This window comes from Curvibacter cyanobacteriorum (genome assembly GCF_028649475.1).
Classification (GTDB): domain Bacteria; phylum Pseudomonadota; class Gammaproteobacteria; order Burkholderiales; family Burkholderiaceae_C; genus Curvibacter; species Curvibacter cyanobacteriorum.
In genome coordinates this window covers 40,185-56,652 of record NZ_JAQSIP010000015.1, presented here as the reverse complement: position 1 = coordinate 56,652, position 16,468 = coordinate 40,185, and the positions used below count along the sequence as shown (strand labels likewise).

General features: G+C 68.7%; 12 protein-coding genes. 5 read left to right on the top strand and 7 right to left on the bottom strand.

The window, feature by feature from the left end; genetic code table 11:
- Window positions 1-256: 256 nt before the first annotated feature.
- Genes PSQ40_RS21070 through PSQ40_RS21055 form a run of 4 tightly spaced genes read right to left on the bottom strand, consistent with a single transcriptional unit; the run spans window position 257 to window position 4,121 of the window.
- Window positions 257-1,198, bottom strand: coding sequence for an NAD(P)-dependent oxidoreductase (locus PSQ40_RS21070; RefSeq protein ID WP_273953870.1), 942 nt, complete (start codon window positions 1,196-1,198; stop codon window positions 257-259).
- 48 nt (window positions 1,199-1,246) lie between these two features.
- Window positions 1,247-2,383: a PilT/PilU family type 4a pilus ATPase gene (locus PSQ40_RS21065; RefSeq protein ID WP_273953868.1), complete on the bottom strand. Its 1,137-nt coding sequence runs from the start codon at window positions 2,381-2,383 to the stop codon at window positions 1,247-1,249.
- A 15-nt stretch (window positions 2,384-2,398) separates the two neighbouring features.
- Window positions 2,399-3,028 (bottom strand): cyclic nucleotide-binding domain-containing protein, encoded by a 630-nt coding sequence (locus tag PSQ40_RS21060; RefSeq protein WP_273953867.1) that lies wholly within the window; start codon window positions 3,026-3,028, stop codon window positions 2,399-2,401.
- Window positions 3,029-3,077: 49 nt separating this feature from the next.
- On the bottom strand, window positions 3,078-4,121 hold the full coding sequence (locus tag PSQ40_RS21055) for a type IV pilus twitching motility protein PilT (protein WP_273953866.1): 1,044 nt from the start codon (window positions 4,119-4,121) through the stop codon (window positions 3,078-3,080).
- Window positions 4,122-4,160: 39 nt separating this feature from the next.
- On the opposite strand from PSQ40_RS21055, the gene PSQ40_RS21050 reads away from it, so the two are divergent.
- Window positions 4,161-4,901, top strand: coding sequence for a YggS family pyridoxal phosphate-dependent enzyme (locus tag PSQ40_RS21050; protein ID WP_273953865.1), 741 nt, complete (start codon window positions 4,161-4,163; stop codon window positions 4,899-4,901).
- Window positions 4,902-5,071: 170 nt separating this feature from the next.
- Here the strand turns inward: PSQ40_RS21050 and PSQ40_RS21045 are convergent, their stop codons facing one another.
- Window positions 5,072-5,548 carry an Lrp/AsnC ligand binding domain-containing protein gene (locus tag PSQ40_RS21045; protein WP_273953864.1) on the bottom strand — a complete coding sequence of 159 codons (477 nt, stop codon included), beginning with the start codon at window positions 5,546-5,548 and terminating at the stop codon, window positions 5,072-5,074.
- Between the two features lie 406 nt (window positions 5,549-5,954).
- On the opposite strand from PSQ40_RS21045, the gene PSQ40_RS21040 reads away from it, so the two are divergent.
- The 4 genes from PSQ40_RS21040 to ppa all read left to right on the top strand — a co-directional run bounded on the left by PSQ40_RS21040 (window position 5,955) and on the right by ppa (window position 12,623).
- Entirely contained in the window at window positions 5,955-9,233 is a 3,279-nt protein-coding gene (locus tag PSQ40_RS21040; RefSeq protein WP_273953869.1) for an acetyl-CoA carboxylase family protein, read from the top strand.
- Window positions 9,234-9,338: 105 nt separating this feature from the next.
- Window positions 9,339-10,493 (top strand): aminotransferase class V-fold PLP-dependent enzyme, encoded by a 1,155-nt coding sequence (locus PSQ40_RS21035; protein ID WP_273953863.1) that lies wholly within the window; start codon window positions 9,339-9,341, stop codon window positions 10,491-10,493.
- A gap of 416 nt (window positions 10,494-10,909) precedes the next feature.
- Window positions 10,910-11,980: a transporter gene (locus tag PSQ40_RS21030; protein ID WP_273953862.1), complete on the top strand. Its 1,071-nt coding sequence runs from the start codon at window positions 10,910-10,912 to the stop codon at window positions 11,978-11,980.
- A gap of 100 nt (window positions 11,981-12,080) precedes the next feature.
- A complete protein-coding gene (gene ppa, locus PSQ40_RS21025; RefSeq protein ID WP_273953861.1) occupies window positions 12,081-12,623 on the top strand; it encodes an inorganic diphosphatase in 543 nt (180 codons plus the stop codon).
- 64 nt (window positions 12,624-12,687) lie between these two features.
- Here the strand turns inward: ppa and PSQ40_RS21020 are convergent, their stop codons facing one another.
- On the bottom strand, window positions 12,688-14,190 hold the full coding sequence (locus PSQ40_RS21020; protein ID WP_273953859.1) for an FAD-linked oxidase C-terminal domain-containing protein: 1,503 nt from the start codon (window positions 14,188-14,190) through the stop codon (window positions 12,688-12,690).
- 411 nt (window positions 14,191-14,601) lie between these two features.
- A complete protein-coding gene (locus PSQ40_RS21015) occupies window positions 14,602-16,446 on the bottom strand; it encodes a WS/DGAT/MGAT family O-acyltransferase (RefSeq protein WP_273953858.1) in 1,845 nt (614 codons plus the stop codon).
- Between the last annotated feature and the right edge of the window lie 22 nt (window positions 16,447-16,468).

The window sequence follows — 16,468 nt, the reverse complement described above, 5'->3', positions numbered from 1 at the left end:
GGCGGGGGTTTTGTCTTTGGGGGGCTGAAAACCACTCCCGCGCCCTGGGCCGTGGAGCGCTTGCAGCGATGGGCCATCGAGCCATGGCCTGCGCCATCACCACCTCTGCTCAGGCCAGCTCTGCCCCAGCCGCTGGCCTCCGCCTCGCGCCACTTCCAAACACGCCCTCAACCACCTTCACCCACCAACAAAAACAGCGCCCGAGGGCGCTGTTTGGGGGGGCGCGCGGGCTGTGTTCAGCCCGCGTCACTGCGTCTTATTTCAAACGCTTGATCAGGCTCGAAGTGTCCCAGCGTTGGCCACCCATCTGCTGCACATCGGCATAGAACTGGTCGACCAAAGCGGTGACCGGCAGGCGCGCACCATTGCGTTTGGCTTCGTCCAACACCAGGCCAAGGTCCTTGCGCATCCAGTCCACGGCAAAGCCAAAGTCGAACTTGTCTGCCACCATGGTCTTGCCACGGTTGTCCATTTGCCAGCTTTGGGCCGCTCCTTTGCCAATCACCTCGAGCACCTGCTCCATGTTGAGGCCTGCCTTCTGACCGAAGGCGATGGCTTCCGACAGGCCCTGCACCAGACCAGCGATGCAGATCTGATTGACCATCTTGGCCAACTGACCGGCGCCACTGTCGCCCAGCAGCGTGAAAGCACGTGAGAACGCCATGCCCACCGGGCGGGCGGCTTCGAAGGCCGCGCTGTCGCCGCCACACATGACGGTCAGGGCCCCATTCTGGGCGCCTGCCTGGCCGCCGGACACGGGGGCATCGACAAACTTGAGACCAATTTGGCGTGCCGCGGTGGCCAGTTCACGGGCCACTGCGGCCGAAGCGGTGGTGTGGTCCACAAAGACCGCGCCGGGCTTCATGCCGGCAAAAGCACCATCGGCACCCAACGTGACAGAACGCAGGTCATCGTCGTTGCCGACGCAGCAAAACACCAGATCGGCATCCTGCGCCGCCAGGCGCGGCGTGGTGGCTGCGCGGGGGGCGGCGGTGGCCGAAAACTCCTTCACCCACGCTTCGGCCTTGGCCGGCGTGCGGTTGTACACCGTCACCTGGTGACCGGCCAACGCCAGGTGGCCGGCCATGGGGTAGCCCATGACGCCCAGACCGATGAAGGCGACTTTTTGCGAGGAGATGGCGTCATAAGAACGCGCGTTGATGCTGGACATGTTGTTTTCAGAGAGGTCGGTGTGGATGACGGAAAAACCCGCCAGGCCCCAGGGCGCCCGGACGGGGGATGGCGATCAGACGATCGCAAAGTGCTCTGTCCCGGCGGACAGGTCCTGGTTGCGAGCGCGCTGGCTGTTGAGTTTGATCTGCAGGCGCAGGTCGTTGAGGGAGTCAGCGTTGCGCAGGGCGTCCTCGTAGGTGATGACGTTGCCTTCGTAGAGGTCGAACAGTGACTGGTCAAAGGTCTGCATGCCCAGGTTGCGACTCTTCTTCATGATCTCCTTGATTTCGGAGACTTCGCCCTTGAAGATCAGGTCCGAGATCAGGGGGGTGTTCAGCATCACTTCCACGGCCGCAGCCCGGCCCTTGCCGTCCTGCTTGGGGATCAGGCGCTGCGAGATCATGCCGCGCAGGTTCAGCGACAGGTCCATCAGCAACTGCGCGCGCCGCTCTTCTGGGAAGAAGTTCACGATGCGGTCCAGCGCCTGGTTGGCGCTGTTGGCGTGCAGGGTGGCCAGGCACAGGTGGCCGGTCTCGGCGAAGACCACCGCGTGTTCCATGGTTTCACGGTCGCGGATCTCGCCCATCAGGATCACATCCGGGGCTTGGCGCAGCGTGTTCTTCAGGGCCGCTTCCCAGCTGTCGGTGTCGAGGCCGACTTCGCGGTGGGTCACGACGCAATTCTTGTGTGCGTGCACAAACTCGACCGGGTCTTCGACGGTGATGATGTGGCCGTAGGAATTCTCGTTGCGCCAGTCCACCATCGAGGCCAGGGTGGTTGATTTGCCCGAGCCCGTGGCCCCCACCATGATGCACAGGCCGCGCTTGGTCATCGCCACTTCCTTGAGCACCTGAGGCAGGCCCAGGCCGTCAATCGTGGGCAGCGTCATCGGGATCACGCGCAGCACCATGCCCACCTTGCCTTGTTGCAGGAACGCATTGACGCGGAAGCGGCCAATGCCCGCGGGCGAGATGGCGAAGTTGCATTCCTTGGTGCGCTCAAACTCAGCCGCCTGCTTGTCGTTCATGATGGAACGGGCCAGGGCGATGGTGTGGGTGCCCGCCAGCGGTTGCGGGGAGACCTTGGTGATGCGGCCGTCCACCTTGATGGCGGGCGGAAAGTCGGCGGTGATGAAAAGGTCACTGCCGTTGCGGCTGACCATCAGCTTGAGCAGGTCGTTGATGAACTTGCTGGCCTGATCACGTTCCATGTGCAGATGTCCTGTTTACTTGCTGTGGTCGCTGAGGCGGGCGCTGACCACCCGCAATCGCAGCGACAGCTTGCGGGCCAGCAAGGCGACCAGGCTGGCCGCCAATTGCGGGTCTTGCGTCATCATGTCGTCCAGCGCCTCGGCGCTGAGCACGGCCACCTCGCAGTCGGTCAAGGTGGTGCAGGCCGAAAAGCGGATGCCGCTGTCCAGCAGCGACATCTCACCCAGGATGTCGCCCGGCCGGGTCTCGGCCAATCGCAGGTGTTCGCCCCACGGCTGCACCCGGTCCACGGCGATGGTGCCCGTGAGCAGCACCACCATGAAGTTGCCGTATTCGTCTTGTAGGATCAGGTCGCGGTTGGCGGGCACGCTGGCAAAGACAAAAAAGCGCTCCATGCGCTCCACGCCGTTGGCCTGCAACAGCGCCATGTACTTGTCCTTGGCCCACAGGTTCTGCAGCAGCTTGCTGCCACGCGAGGAGGCCAGGCGCTTGGCGCCCACCTCCACGGCCCGCGCCTCCCAGGGCACCAGCATGGACTGGTCCACCCCCTGGCCGGCAAAGGCGGTCGAGAACAAAATCGAGTCTTGCGACTCGTCCGGCCTTGGCGCTGCCTTTTGCTTGAGCAGGCCCAGAATGCCTTTCATGACGAACTCCCTTCTTGTTGTTGGATCCGGCCCGGCGCTTGCCTGGGCCTCAGCCCGGGAAGTTCTCCGGCACCTTGGCCTTGCCCCGCGCCTCGGCCGGGCTGATCACGTTGCGCCGCACCAGGTCTGTGAGGCACTGGTCCAGCGTCTGCATGCCGACGCTGTTGCCCGTCTGGATGGCCGAATACATTTGCGCCACCTTGGCCTCGCGGATCAGGTTACGAATGGCACTGGTGCCCACCATGATCTCGTGCGCCGCGACACGGCCCTGGCCGTCCTTGGTCTTGCACAGGGTCTGTGAGATCACCGCCTGCAGCGACTCGGACAACATCGCGCGGACCATGTCCTTTTCTTCGGCCGGGAACACGTCGATGATCCGGTCAATGGTCTTGGCCGCGCTCGAGGTGTGCAGGGTGCCGAACACCAAGTGGCCGGTTTCCGCCGCGGTCATGGCCAGGCGGATGGTTTCAAGGTCGCGCATTTCGCCCACCAGGATGGCGTCCGGGTCTTCGCGCAGCGCCGACTTCAGCGCCGCGTTGAAGCTCAGGGTGTGTGGCCCCACCTCGCGTTGGTTGATCAGGCACTTCTTGGATTCGTGCACGAACTCGATCGGGTCCTCGACCGTCAGGATGTGGCCGTACTCGTTTTCGTTGAGGTAGTTGACCATCGCGGCCAGCGTGGTCGACTTGCCCGAACCGGTGGGGCCCGTGACCAGCACCAGGCCGCGCGGCTTCATCGACAGTTCGGCAAAGATCTTGGGCGCGTTGAGTTGTTCCAGCGTCAGGATCTTGGACGGAATGGTCCGGAACACCGCGCCAGAGCCGCGCTGGTGGTTGAAGGCATTGACGCGGAAGCGGGCCAGGCCTTCAATCTCAAAAGAAAAGTCGACTTCCAGGAACTCTTCGTAAGCCTTGCGCTGCGAGTCGTTCATGATGTCGTACACCATGGCGTGCACGGTCTTGTGGTCGAGCGCGTCGACGTTGATGCGGCGCACATCGCCATGCACCCGGATCATGGGCGGGAGTCCAGCCGAGAGGTGGAGGTCAGACGCCTTGTTTTTGACGCTGAATGCCAGTAACTGGGTGATGTCCACGGATTCCCTCTCGGTTGTTTGCTACGCTCTTGGGTAATTATGACGATGATTGGTAACAAGCTCCAAGAGGTGCGGGAGCGCATCCGGCAAGCCTGCCTCGACGCGGGGCGTGATCCCGAGTCCGTGCGCCTGCTGGCCGTGTCCAAGACCTTTGGCCCCGAGGCCGTGCGCGACGCCGCCGCCGCGGGCCAGAGCGCATTTGGCGAGAACTACCTGCAAGAAGGCGTGGACAAGATCGCCGCGCTCAGCGCCCCGCCCGAGCCCCTGGTGCCGCGGCCTGAATGGCACTGCATCGGCCCGGTGCAGTCCAACAAGACCAAGCTGGTGGCGGCGCATTTCGACTGGTTGCACACGCTGGACCGGCTCAAGATCGCTCAGCGCCTGAGCGAGCAGCGTGGCGCTGACCAGGCGCCGCTGCAGGTCTGTCTGCAGGTCAACATCGACGGCGGTGCCAACAAATCCGGCTTGGCGCCCGAGGCGGTGTTGCCGCTGGCCCGCGCGGTGGGCGCGCTGCCGCACCTGCGTTTGCGCGGCCTGATGACCATTCCCGAGCCGCAGCCTGATTTCGAGTCGCAAAAGCGAGTCCACCTGCAAGCCCACGCCCTGTTCGAGCAGGTGCGCGCCGCCTTGCAGGCCGAGCAGCCGGCCTGTGCGGCGCATTTCGACACCTTGTCCATGGGCATGACGGGTGACCTCGAAGCCGCCATCCACGCGGGCAGCACGATGGTGCGGGTGGGCTCCGCCATCTTCGGCGGGCGCAGTGTCCCGCCCGCGGCTTGAGCACCCGCTCCGACTGACGGCGCCCCCGCCCGTTGCCCGTTTCAGGGCGCGCGCCGGGTGCCGCCGAAGCCGCTGATCCCGCTGATCCCAAGGCCCCCGCGTTGGCCGGCCGCCTGGCTTCGAGCGCACCGTCGCCCTGGCACGGGCCCCGCGTCCCGGGGCCGCCGGGCTCACAGCAGGCGCAGGTGGGTGGAGTTTTTCACCTCTTCCATCACCGCGTAGGTGCGGGTTTCGCGCACCCCCGGCAGCTGCCACAGCACCGTGCCCGCGAACGCGCGGTACGAGGCCATGTCCGCCATGCGGGTCTTGAGCAGGTAATCGAAGCCGCCCGCCACCATGTGGCATTCCATGATCTCGGGGCGCACCTGCACGGCGGCCTGGAACTCGTCAAACACATTGGGGGTGGTGCGGTCCAGCAGCACCTCGACAAACACCATCATCGCCGCGCCCAGCTTGAGCGGGTTCAGCCGCGCTTCGTAGCCGAGGATGTAGCCCTCGCGCGTCAGCCGCTGCACCCGGGCCAGCACCGCGGTGGGCGACAGGCTCACGCTCTCGGCCAGCTTGAGGTTGGACAGGCGGCCATCCTGTTGCAGGGCCTGCAGGATCTTCAGGTCGATGCGGTCGAGTTCGGGAAAAGCGGTGCTCATGGTGATGGATGATGGATTTGGGCTGAATTATGGTGAAAACAACCCTTGAAAAGGCCATGGCTGCGAGACATCTTCGGGGGGGGCGTTCTGTCGCCACCCTGCCACCCTGCCACCCCGCCGCCGGGCTTCGTGCGCCGCGCGAGTCGGGTCGCCGGGGACGCGTCCCTGGGCCCTGACCCGGCACCCTCGGACCGGTCCTGCGCGGGGCGCGGCCCCGCGGCGGGCGTTGGCTCCTCGGTGACTGTGTCGCCCGGGGCGCTGCGGCACACTGCGCCCGAGCGGGCCACGCGCCGGGCGCCAACACCTCAGCGCCTGCGGGCCCATGGATCCACCCGGGGAGATCGGTCAGCACGATGGCCTCCCCCATGCGGCCCCCGGCCGCCGGAAGCCGCCTGTGTCCAAGCCCTTGTTTGCCAAAGTCCTCGTCGCCAACCGCGGTGAAGTGGCGCTGCGCATCGTGCGCGCCCTGCACGACCTGGGCTTGCCCAGCCTCGCGGTGTACGCGCAGGACGATGCGCACGCCCCCCATGTCCGCGCGGCCACCGAGGCGGTGGCCTTGGCAGGCACCGGTCCGGCCGCCTACCTGGACGTCACCGCCCTGCTGGCCGTGGCCCGCGCCCGGGGGTGCGACGCGGTGCACCCCGGCTATGGCTTTCTGAGCGAGCGCGCCGACTTTGCCGACGCCTGCGCCCAGGCCGGCTTGCGCTTCATTGGCCCGACCGTGGAACAGCTCAGCGTGCTGGGCGACAAGGCCCGCGCGCGGGCCCTGGCGCAGCGCCTGGGGCTGCCACTGTTGCCGGGCAGCGCCGGGGCGGTCACGCTGGAGGCCGCTCAGGCCTTCATGGCGGCCCAGCAAGGCGCAGGCGTGATGGTCAAGGCCGTGGGGGGCGGCGGCGGGCGTGGCATGCGCGCGGTGCGCCAGCCCGAGGCGCTGCCCGAGGCCTGGGACCGTTGCCGCTCCGAGGCCCTGGCGGCCTTTGGCGTCGAGGGCGTGTACGTCGAGCGCCTGATGGACGGGGCGCGGCACATCGAGGTCCAGGTGATCGGCGACGGCGAGCAGGTGATGGGCCTGGGCGAGCGCGAATGCACGGTGCAGCGGCGCTTTCAAAAGCTGGTCGAGATCGCGCCCAGCCCCTCGCTGCCGCCGGCGCTGCGCCAGTCCCTGACCGAGGCGGCCCTGCGCCTGGCGCGCGAGCTGCGCTACCAGGGCCTGGGCACCTTCGAGTTCCTGGTCGACCTGGCCAGCGACACGCTGCCCTTTGTCTTCATCGAGGCCAATGCGCGGCTGCAGGTCGAGCACACCGTGACCGAAGAGGTCACCGGCCTGGACCTGGTGCAGCTGCAGATCGCGCTGGCCGCAGGGCGCCGCTTGGCCGAGCTGGGCCTGGATTCGCTGCGCCCGCCCCAGCCCCAGGGCTACGCGCTGCAGTGGCGCATCAATGCCGAGACGCTGGACGCCGAGGGCCAGGCCACGCCCGGCCACGGGCGCCTCAGTCGCTTTGACCTGCCCACCGGCCCGGGCATCCGCGTCGACACCCATGGCGTGGCCGGTGCCAGCCCCTCGCCGCATTACGACACCTTGCTGGCCAAGCTCATCGTCAGCAGCCGCAGCCCGGCCTTTGCCGACGCGCTGCGGCGCTCGCAGCGCGCGCTGGCCGAGTGCCGCATCGAGGGCCCGGCCACCAACCTGGGCCTGCTGCGCGCGCTGGCCGCGCGGCCCGAGATGCTGAGCCAGCAGCTCCACACCCGCTGGCTGGAGCAGCTGTTGCCCGAGCTGCTGGCGGCGCTGCCCCCCGAGCCCGCGCCGACCTCGCCGACCGCCCCAGGGCCGCATGCGGCCCCGGCCGACCCACCCGCCAGCCCCTGGCTCACCGGCACGGTCACCGCCCCGATGCCCGCGCGCCTGGTGCAGTACAGCGTCGCGGTGGGGGACGTGGTGCCCGCCGGGGCGGCGTTGGCGGTGCTCGAGGCCATGAAGATGGAGCATGTGCTGCAGGCGGCGCAGGCCGGCCGCGTGCTGGCACTGGCGGTGCTGCCGGGCGACTACCTGGTGGCGGGCCAGCCGCTGCTGCAGCTCGAGCCCCTGGCGGGCGCCGAGGTCAGCGCCCCGGTGCCGACGGTCATCGACCCGGCGCACCTCCGGCCCGATTTGCAGCGGGTCATCGATCGCCACGCCCACACGCTGGACGCGAACCGCCCCGCGGCGGTGGCCAAGCGGCATGCGCAGGGCGGCCGCACCGCACGCGAGAACATCGCCCAGCTTTGTGACGCGGACAGCTTCATCGAGTACGGTGCGCTGGCGATTGCCGCCCAGACGCGGCGTCGCAGCCTGGACGACCTGATCGCCAACACCCCGGCCGACGGCCTGGTCACGGGCCTGGGCACCATCAATGCCGCGGACTTTGGGCCGCAGCGCTCGCGCGCTGCGGTGCTGGCCTACGACTACACCGTGCTGGCCGGTACCCAGGGCCTGCGCAACCACCAGAAGACCGACCGCTTGCTGGCGCTGGCCCACCAGCTGCGCCTGCCCGTGGTCCTGTTCGCCGAAGGCGGGGGCGGCCGCCCCGGTGACACCGACATGCCCATCGTGGCCGGCTTGAACAACCACACCTTCAGCCAGTTCGCTGCCTTGTCGGGCCAGGTACCGGTGGTGGGCATCGTGCATGGGCGTTGCTTTGCGGGCAACGCGGCCCTGCTGGGCTGCGCCGACGTGATCATTGCCACCGAGGCCAGCAACATCGGCATGAGCGGGCCCGCCATGATCGAGGGCGGGGGCCTGGGGCGTTTCGCGCCCGAGCAGATCGGCCCCAGCCCGGTGCAGGCGGCCAACGGGGTCATCGACGTGTTGGTGCGCGACGAGGTCGAGGCGGTGGCCGTGGCCCAGCGCTACCTGGGCTATTTCCAGGGCCCTGTGGCGCGTTGGGAGGCGGCCGACCCGCGCCTGCTGCGCCACGCCATCCCCGAGAACCGGCTGCGGGTCTACGAGGTGCGCGAGGTGATGCGCGGCCTGGTCGATGTGGGGTCGCTGCTCGAGCTGCGGGCCGGCTTTGGCGTCGGCATCGTGACCGCGCTGGCGCGGCTCGAAGGCCGGCCCATCGGCCTGATCGCCAACAACCCCCAGCACCTGGGCGGGGCGATCGACGTCGAGGCGGCCGACAAGGCCGCGCGCTTCATGCAACTGTGCAATGCGCACGGCCTGCCCATCGTGTCGCTGACCGACACGCCGGGCTTCATGGTCGGCCCCGACATCGAGGCCCAGGCCCAGGTGCGCCATGTGTGCCGCCTGTTCGTGGTGGCGGCCCACCTCAGCGTGCCCTTCTTTGCCGTGGTGCTGCGCAAGGGCTATGGCCTGGGCGCGCAGGCCATGACCGCCGGCGGCTTCGATGCCCCAGTGTTCACCGTCGCCTGGCCCACCGGCGAGTTCGGCGCCATGGGGCTGGAGGGCGCGGTGCGGCTGGGCTTTCGCAAGGAGCTGGAGGCCGCCGCCGCCGGGCCCGAGCGCGAGGCCCTGTTCAAGCGCCTGGTCGACCAGCAGTACGCCAACGGCGAGGCCCTGAACATGGCCGCCACGCTGGAGATCGACGCCGTCATCGACCCGGCCGACACCCGCGCCTGGTTGTTGCGCGGGCTGGACTCGGCGGCGGCCCAGCCGCGCAGCGTGTCCCGCTTTGTCGACCCCTGGTAAGCCCGGGCAAAGGCCCGGAGGGCGCGTGCTAAAGTGTCCAGCCCCGGGCCCGCGCGGGTGCGGACGGCGTGCCCCAGGCACCGGGGTTTGACTGAGAGAGACAACATGCCCGGACTTTTGCCCCAGGTGGACCCCGACGGTCTGCTCGAATTCTCGGTGGTCTACACCGACCGCGCCCTCAACCACATGTCGGCGCGTTTTCGCGGTGTCATGCTGGACATCGGTGCCATGCTCAAGGAAGTCTATGGTGCGTACAGCGCCGTGCTGGTGCCGGGCAGCGGCACCTTCGGCATGGAGTCGGTGGCCCGCCAGTTTGCCAACGGCCAAAAGGTCCTGATCCTGCGCAACGGCTGGTTCAGCTACCGTTGGTCGCAGATCCTCGAGATGGGGCGCATCACCTCCGACATCAGCGTGCTGAAGGCGCGCCGCACCGGTCCGGGGCCGCAGGCGCCCTGGGCCCCGGCCCCGATCGAGGAGGTGCTGGCCACCATCCGCGCCGAACGGCCCGCGGTGGTCTTTGCCCCGCACGTTGAAACCGCCAGCGGCATGATCCTGCCCGACGACTACCTGCGTGCCGTGGCCGACGCGGTGCATGCGGTGGGCGGCCTCATGGTGCTGGACTGCATTGCCTCCGGGGCGGTGTGGGTCAACATGCAGGACACCGGTGTCGACCTGCTGATCTCGGCACCGCAAAAGGGCTGGAGCGGCTCGCCCGCCTGCGCCATGGTGATGTTGTCCGAGCGTGCCCGCGCGGCCATCGAGGGCACCACCAGCACCAGCTTTGCCTGCGACCTCAAGAAGTGGTTGCAGATCGCCGAGAGCTACGAAAACGGCAGCCACGCCTACCACACGACCATGCCCACCGATGCCCTGCTGCGCCTGCGCGACACCATGCAGGAGACCCGGGCCCTGGGCTTTGCCCGCATGCGCGAGGCCCAGTGGGCATTGGGCCGGGCGGTGCGCAGCCTGTTCGAGTCGCGTGGCATCCCCAGCGTGGCCGCGCCGGGCTTCCAGGCCCCGGGCGTGGTGGTCAGCTACACCCACGATCCGGACATCCAGTCGAGCCAGAAATTCCGCGCCGCCGGTTTGCAGACGGCTGCCGGGGTGCCGCTGCAATGCGACGAAGGTGCTGACTTCCGCACCTTCCGCATCGGCTTGTTCGGGCTGGACAAATGGCAGCACATCGACCGCACGGTGGCCCACCTCGCCGCCGCGCTGGACCAAGTGGGCTACACCGCCCGCGAGGCCGTCGAAGCCTGAGGCCTGGCACCAGGCCGGCCCGGTCCCCGCGTGCCCCCTGCCACCCCGGCGCCGCCAGGCGACCGGGGTTTTTTGTGCGCCCGGCCTGGGGGCGGACCTCGGGCGGCGCGGCTGGCGGGGGCGCAGGCCGGTCAAGCTGTGCCGCCCAGGGCCGGGTGTGGGCCTCCGGTCGCGGGTTTGGGCGCCTGGATTCATGCGGTAACGACTGCTTGTGAATTGCAGCAATTCAGCCCTGCCGTGACCCCGGTGGGCTGCGTAGGATGCCTGGTGCGACGGTGTCTGCATGAGCCGCTTGCCGAGGTGTTCATTCTTCTGCATGTCCCCAACAAAGGCGGCCTATGACTCATTTCTCACGGACGCCGGGCGGCGCTGGCCCAGCGGGGCCCGGCCTCGCTTGTCTCCCCCTCCTGGCGGGGGTGGTCAGCGGGCTGCTGGGCACCAGCCCGGCCCTGGCCGCTGAAGGCTTTCAGGTGCGCTACAACATCGCGGGTTCCCTGGGGGGCGAGATGTTCGCCCCCCCGGACCTGTCGGGCTGGGTGGTCGGGGCGGCCTTGACCCACATCCAGGTCAACAAGACCTCGGGCGGCGACGGCGGGGACTTCCGCACCCCCCTGCCCGGCGGCACCTTCCCCCTGTCGGCCAACGCCGGCCAGCCTGGCAAGAATCCCACGTTTGCCCCCAGCTCGGTGCAGGTGATCGGCACCGGGTCCATGAACATGTGGAACCTGGGCATGGCTTACGCCAGCACCCAGACCACGGGGGGCGGGCGCTGGGTCCTGGGCTTGAACGTGCCCTATGCCACGTTGAAGCAGAACGTCCGCAATGTGGGCACCGCGCCCCCGCTGAGCTGGCCGTCCCAAAGCGGCGCCAGTGCCGCGGTGCAAAGTGGGGTGGCGCAGCAGTTTGGCAGCGCCTACCAGCAGGAGCTGGCCTCGGCGGCCGAGGGGCAGACCGGCGAGCTGGGGGGCGTGGGTGATGTCGAGGTGCTGACAGGCTGGTCCCACCGCACCGAGCAGATCCGCACCACCGTGGGCATCAACTGGGTCCTGCCCACGGGCAACTACAACTCGCCCGCTGCTTTCTACATCGGCGGTGGCAACTTCTACACCCTGCGGCCGGGCGCCCAGGTGGTCTACCTGCCGGTGCCCCAGGTGGCCCTGGCGGGGCGCGTGTCCCTGGGGCTCAACAGCCGCAACCAAAGCACCCATGTGCGCAGTGGCAACTGGGCCGGGCTCGAGTTGGCCGGCGGCTACATGACCCCCATCGGCCCGGTCGGGCTGCACTGGGTTCGGGTGCAGCAGTACCACGACGACGTCGACAACCCGCTGGGCCCCAACCGGCTGCGCCTGAACAACGCCGGCGCCTTCGTCACCACCGTGATCCCCGGCATCCAGGTCGCCCTGACGCTGCAGTACATGCGCACCACCAGTTCTCAGTACGCCAAGTCGGGCAACTTCACGCAGATTCGGATCAGCAAGGAACTCTGACCGCCGCGGCCCCGGCACCGCCTGTGGTGCGGGGCGCTTTCTGCCCGGTGTGGTGCCCGCCGGCCTCCGGGGCACTGTGTTTTCATCGAAAGGACCTCCCATGGGGCTCAACCATGTCAGTGCCGGTGCCCAGGTGCCGCACGCCTTCAACGTCATCATTGAAATCCCGATGGACGCCGACCCCATCAAGTACGAGGTGGACAAGGTGTCGGGCGCCATCTTTGTCGACCGCTTCATGGGCACGGCCATGCATTACCCCGCCAACTACGGCTATGTGCCCCGCACGCTGGGGGGCGACGGGGACCCGGTCGATGTCCTGGTGATCACCCCCTTCCCCCTGATACCCGGGGTGGTGGTGACCTGCCGCGCGCTGGGCATCCTGAAGATGGAGGACGAAGGGGGGGAGGACGGCAAGGTGCTCGCGGTGCCCATCGACAAGGTGTTGCCGATCTACTCACACTGGCAACAGCACGACGACCTGAACCCGCTGCGGCTCAAACAGATCAGCCACTTTTTTGAGCACTACAAAGACCTCGAGCCCGGCAAGTGGGTCAAGGTGCTGGGCTGGGAAGGGGTGGAGGCGGCGCACCAGGAAATCGTGACGGGCGTGGCCAATTACCAGCAGAGTGTTCAAACCGACTGAGCAGCCGCCACGCGGGCGCCGGGGGCGCTGGCGCGTGGGGTGAGCGCCTGCGCGGCGACCGGCCTCAGAAGCGGGGCAGGTCGGGGTGCTTGAGCTTGCCGCCGCGCACCAGTTCTTTGCCGTACTCGGCGCAGCGGTGCTTGCTGGGGATGACCTTGCCCGGGTTGAGCAGGCCCTGCGGATCGAAGGCGCGCTTGATGCCCAGCATCTGCTCGCGCTCTTCGAGGCTGAACTGCACGCACATGCTGTTGAGCTTCTCGATGCCCACGCCGTGTTCGCCGGTCACCGTGCCACCCATGGCCACACTGGTTTCAAGGATGTCGGCGCCAAACAGCTCGCAACGGTGCAGCTGGTCGGGGTCGTTGGCATCGAACATGATCAGCGGGTGCAGGTTGCCGTCGCCCGCATGGAACACGTTGGCGCAGCGCAGCTGGTACTTCTTCTCCATCTCGGCGATCGCCAGCAGGATGTCGGCCAGGCGTTTGCGCGGGATGGTGGAGTCCATGCACATGTAGTCGGGGCTGATGCGGCCGCTGGCCGGGAAGGCGTTCTTGCGGCCGCTCCAGAAGCGCAGGCGTTCCGCTTCGTCGCGGCTGACCGCGATGGCCGTGGCCCCGCAGCGGCGCAGCACATCGCTCATGCGACCGATTTCTTCTTCGACCTCTTCGGGGGTGCCGTCGCTTTCGCACAGCAGGATGGCCTCGGCCGCGAGGTCGTAGCCTGCGTGCACAAAGTCCTCCACCGCGGCGGTCATGGGCTTGTCCATCATCTCGAGGCCGGCCGGGATGATGCCGGCGGCAATCACCTCGGCAACCGCGTCACCGGCTTTGCGCATGTCGTCAAAGCTGGCCATGATGCAGCGCGCCAACTGCGGCTTGGGCACCAGTTTGACGGTGACCTCGGTGGTCACGGCCAGCATGCCTTCGCTGCCCACCACCACCGACAGCAGGTCCAGGCCCGGGCAGTCGAGGGCCTCGCCGCCGAATTCGACCGGCTCGCCAGCCATGGTGAAGCCCCGCACCTTGAGCACGTTGTGCAGCGTCAGGCCGTACTTGAGGCAGTGCACGCCGCCCGAGTTCTCGGCCACGTTGCCGCCGATGGTGCAGGCGATCTGGCTGCTGGGGTCGGGCGCGTAGTACAGGCCATGGCTGGCCGCGGCTTCGCTGATGGCCAGGTTGCGCACCCCGCCTTGCACCACCGCGCTGCGGCTGGCGGGGTCGATGCGGATGATCTGGTTGAACTTGGCCAGCGACAGCGTGACGCCCATCTTGTGCGGCATCGCTCCGCCGGACAAACCGGTGCCGGCGCCGCGTGCCACCACCGGCACCTTCAGCGCGTGGCAGGTGCTGAGCACTGCCTGCACCTCGTCCTCGGTTTCGGGCAGGGCCACCACCAGCGGGCGCTCGCGGTAGGCGGTGAGGCCATCGCACTCGTAGGGCACGGTGTCCTCGGTGTGCCACAGCAAGGCGTGCGCCGGCAGCACGGCCTGCAAGGCCCGCACCACCTCTGCCTGCCGTTCGGCGCGTTGGTGGTGGTCTTGGGTGGTGGCGGACAGGGGGGCGTTCATGGCACAGCACTCCGGGGGCTAGGGACGGTCGGGCGGCGCGTGGGGTCTGCGACCTGGCGCCTGGCGCTGTAATTTAAGTCAAAAGCCCGCTCGGGGGCGTGAAGATTCTTTCAGCCCCCTGTGAAAAACAAAGTGCAGCCTGGGGCGCTGGTCGGTGGCTGGCCAGGCCGGGTGCTGGGGGCTCCTGGGGGCCCCCGCGCGGCCCTCCATCCCGGCTTGCGGGCGGGGGCCGGTCCGCTGAGGGTCCGCTGAGGGTCCATTGTGGCGCCCCGACAGGGGGGCGCCCAGAGGGGGCGTTCAGGCCCGGCCTCGCCCCTCCTCGGGGGGCGTGGCTCGGGCCCGGGGGGCTGAGGGGTGCGCCCGCCGGTGCCTCCAGGACCTCGGGGCGCTTCAGGGTGCCTCAGGGAGGGCTCAGGCGTCCGGGCTCGCGGGGGCGGCGGGAGCGCCGTCGCTCCCTGTGGCTGAGGGGGCCGCTGCCGGCGTGGCCGCCGGTGTGGCCGCGCGGGGGCGCGACCGGCTGGGTGGGGCGGGGCGTGGGGCCGGCGCTGAGCGCGCGGGGCGGGCCCTGGCCGTTGGCGTTGACGTGGCTTTGGCGGCGCGGCGTAGCGCGGCGGATGGGGGCGGTGCCGCCGCCTCCGCGGCCGAGGTTCGCGCGCTGGCGGGGCGCTGGCGCGGCCGCCGCGCGACCTCTGGTGGGCCGGATGCCGTGCTGGACGCCGTGTCGGGGGCCGGGGTGGGCGCAGCCGGGGTCGCCGAGGCGCGCGGGGTTCCGGGGGGCGTCGGTGGGGCGGTCGCCGGCGCCACCGCCACCTGGGCAGGCGCGTGCTTGGCGGCCGCCAGCAGGGCCTCTGCCTGTTCCTTGAGCAGCTGGTGCTCGTGCAGCAGCATGTCGGCCAACTCGTGGATCTGCGGCAAAGTGCGGCGGCAGGCGATCAGGCCATAGTCCATGCGGCCGTTGTAGCTGGTCACGGTGACGTTGAGCGCCATGCCGTGGAAGGCGATCGACACCGGGTAGTTGCAGACCACCTCGGCGCCCGCGCAGTACAGCTGTTGTTGCAGGCCCGGCACGTTCGAGATCGCCACGTTGGCAAAAGGCGGCAAGCGGTCGTACAGCCCTGCTCGGGTCACCATGGCGCTGAGCCCGGTGATGACCCAGGGGGCCGCCAGCACCGGGAAATCGGTGGGCACCACCGCTTTGATGCGGCCCATGAAACCCTTGCTGAGGATGGACGCTTCGCGGATCTTGTGCAGGCGTTGCACTGGGTCGGCTTCGTCGGTGGACAGCGGAATCACGACGGCACTGACCTGGTTGTTGGCGCTGCCATCGCCCGCCTCGCGCAGGCTGACGGGCACCCCGGCGGTGAGCGACTTGGCGGGCAGGGCATTCATCTCCTGCAGGTAGCGCCGCAGCGCGCCGGCGGTGGCCGCCATCACCACGTCGTTGACCGTGACCCCAAAGGCCTTGGCCACGGTTTTCATCTCGGCCAGGGGCACGGTGCGGGCCGCGAACGAGCGCTGGTTGGTGATGGTGGTGTTGAGCGGGGTGCGCGGCGACAACCACTGGATGTTCTTGGGCAGCGACCAGTCCCGCTTGCCATCGGCCCCCACCGGGGGCACCAGCAGGGACTTGGCGGTGCGCAGCATCTCCGGGGCCATGCGGGCCAGCTTGACGTACTGCAGGGCCGTGTGTTTGAGGCCCGACACGGCCAGCTCGGCCATGCCGACCCGTTCGCTCTGGCCCGGCGGGCGGGGCAGGGCCTTGGGGATCTTGCGCCCTTGGGCTTCGAGGTCGAACAGCGCCGCGCCCAGCGCCACCCCGGCCTGGCCGTCCATGCCTGAGTGGTGCACCTTGATGTAGATCGCCACCTGACCGCTGCGCAGGCCATCGATCACGGCCACCTCCCACAGCGGGCGGCTGCGGTCGAGCAGGGACGAATGCAGCCGCGCCACCAGTTCTTGCAACTGGGTGTTGCTGCCCGGTGGGGGCAGGCTGATCGGGCGAACGTGGTAGTCCCAGTCGATGTGCTCGTCGGGGACCCAGGCGGGGTCGGAGAGGTCGAACGGCATCTTGATCAGCTTGCGCGTCAGCAAGGGGGCGAGGTGTTGGCGCGCCTGGATGTGGTCGCGCACCACCTCGGAGAAGTCGCCCTCGTGTCCGGGCGGTGGGTTGAGCACCATCAGGGAGCCCACATGCATGGGCACCTCCGGGGCTTCGAGGTGAAGAAATATGGCGTCCAGGCCGCTGAGGTGGTCCATGGGGCTTCCTTGTGTGTGGGTG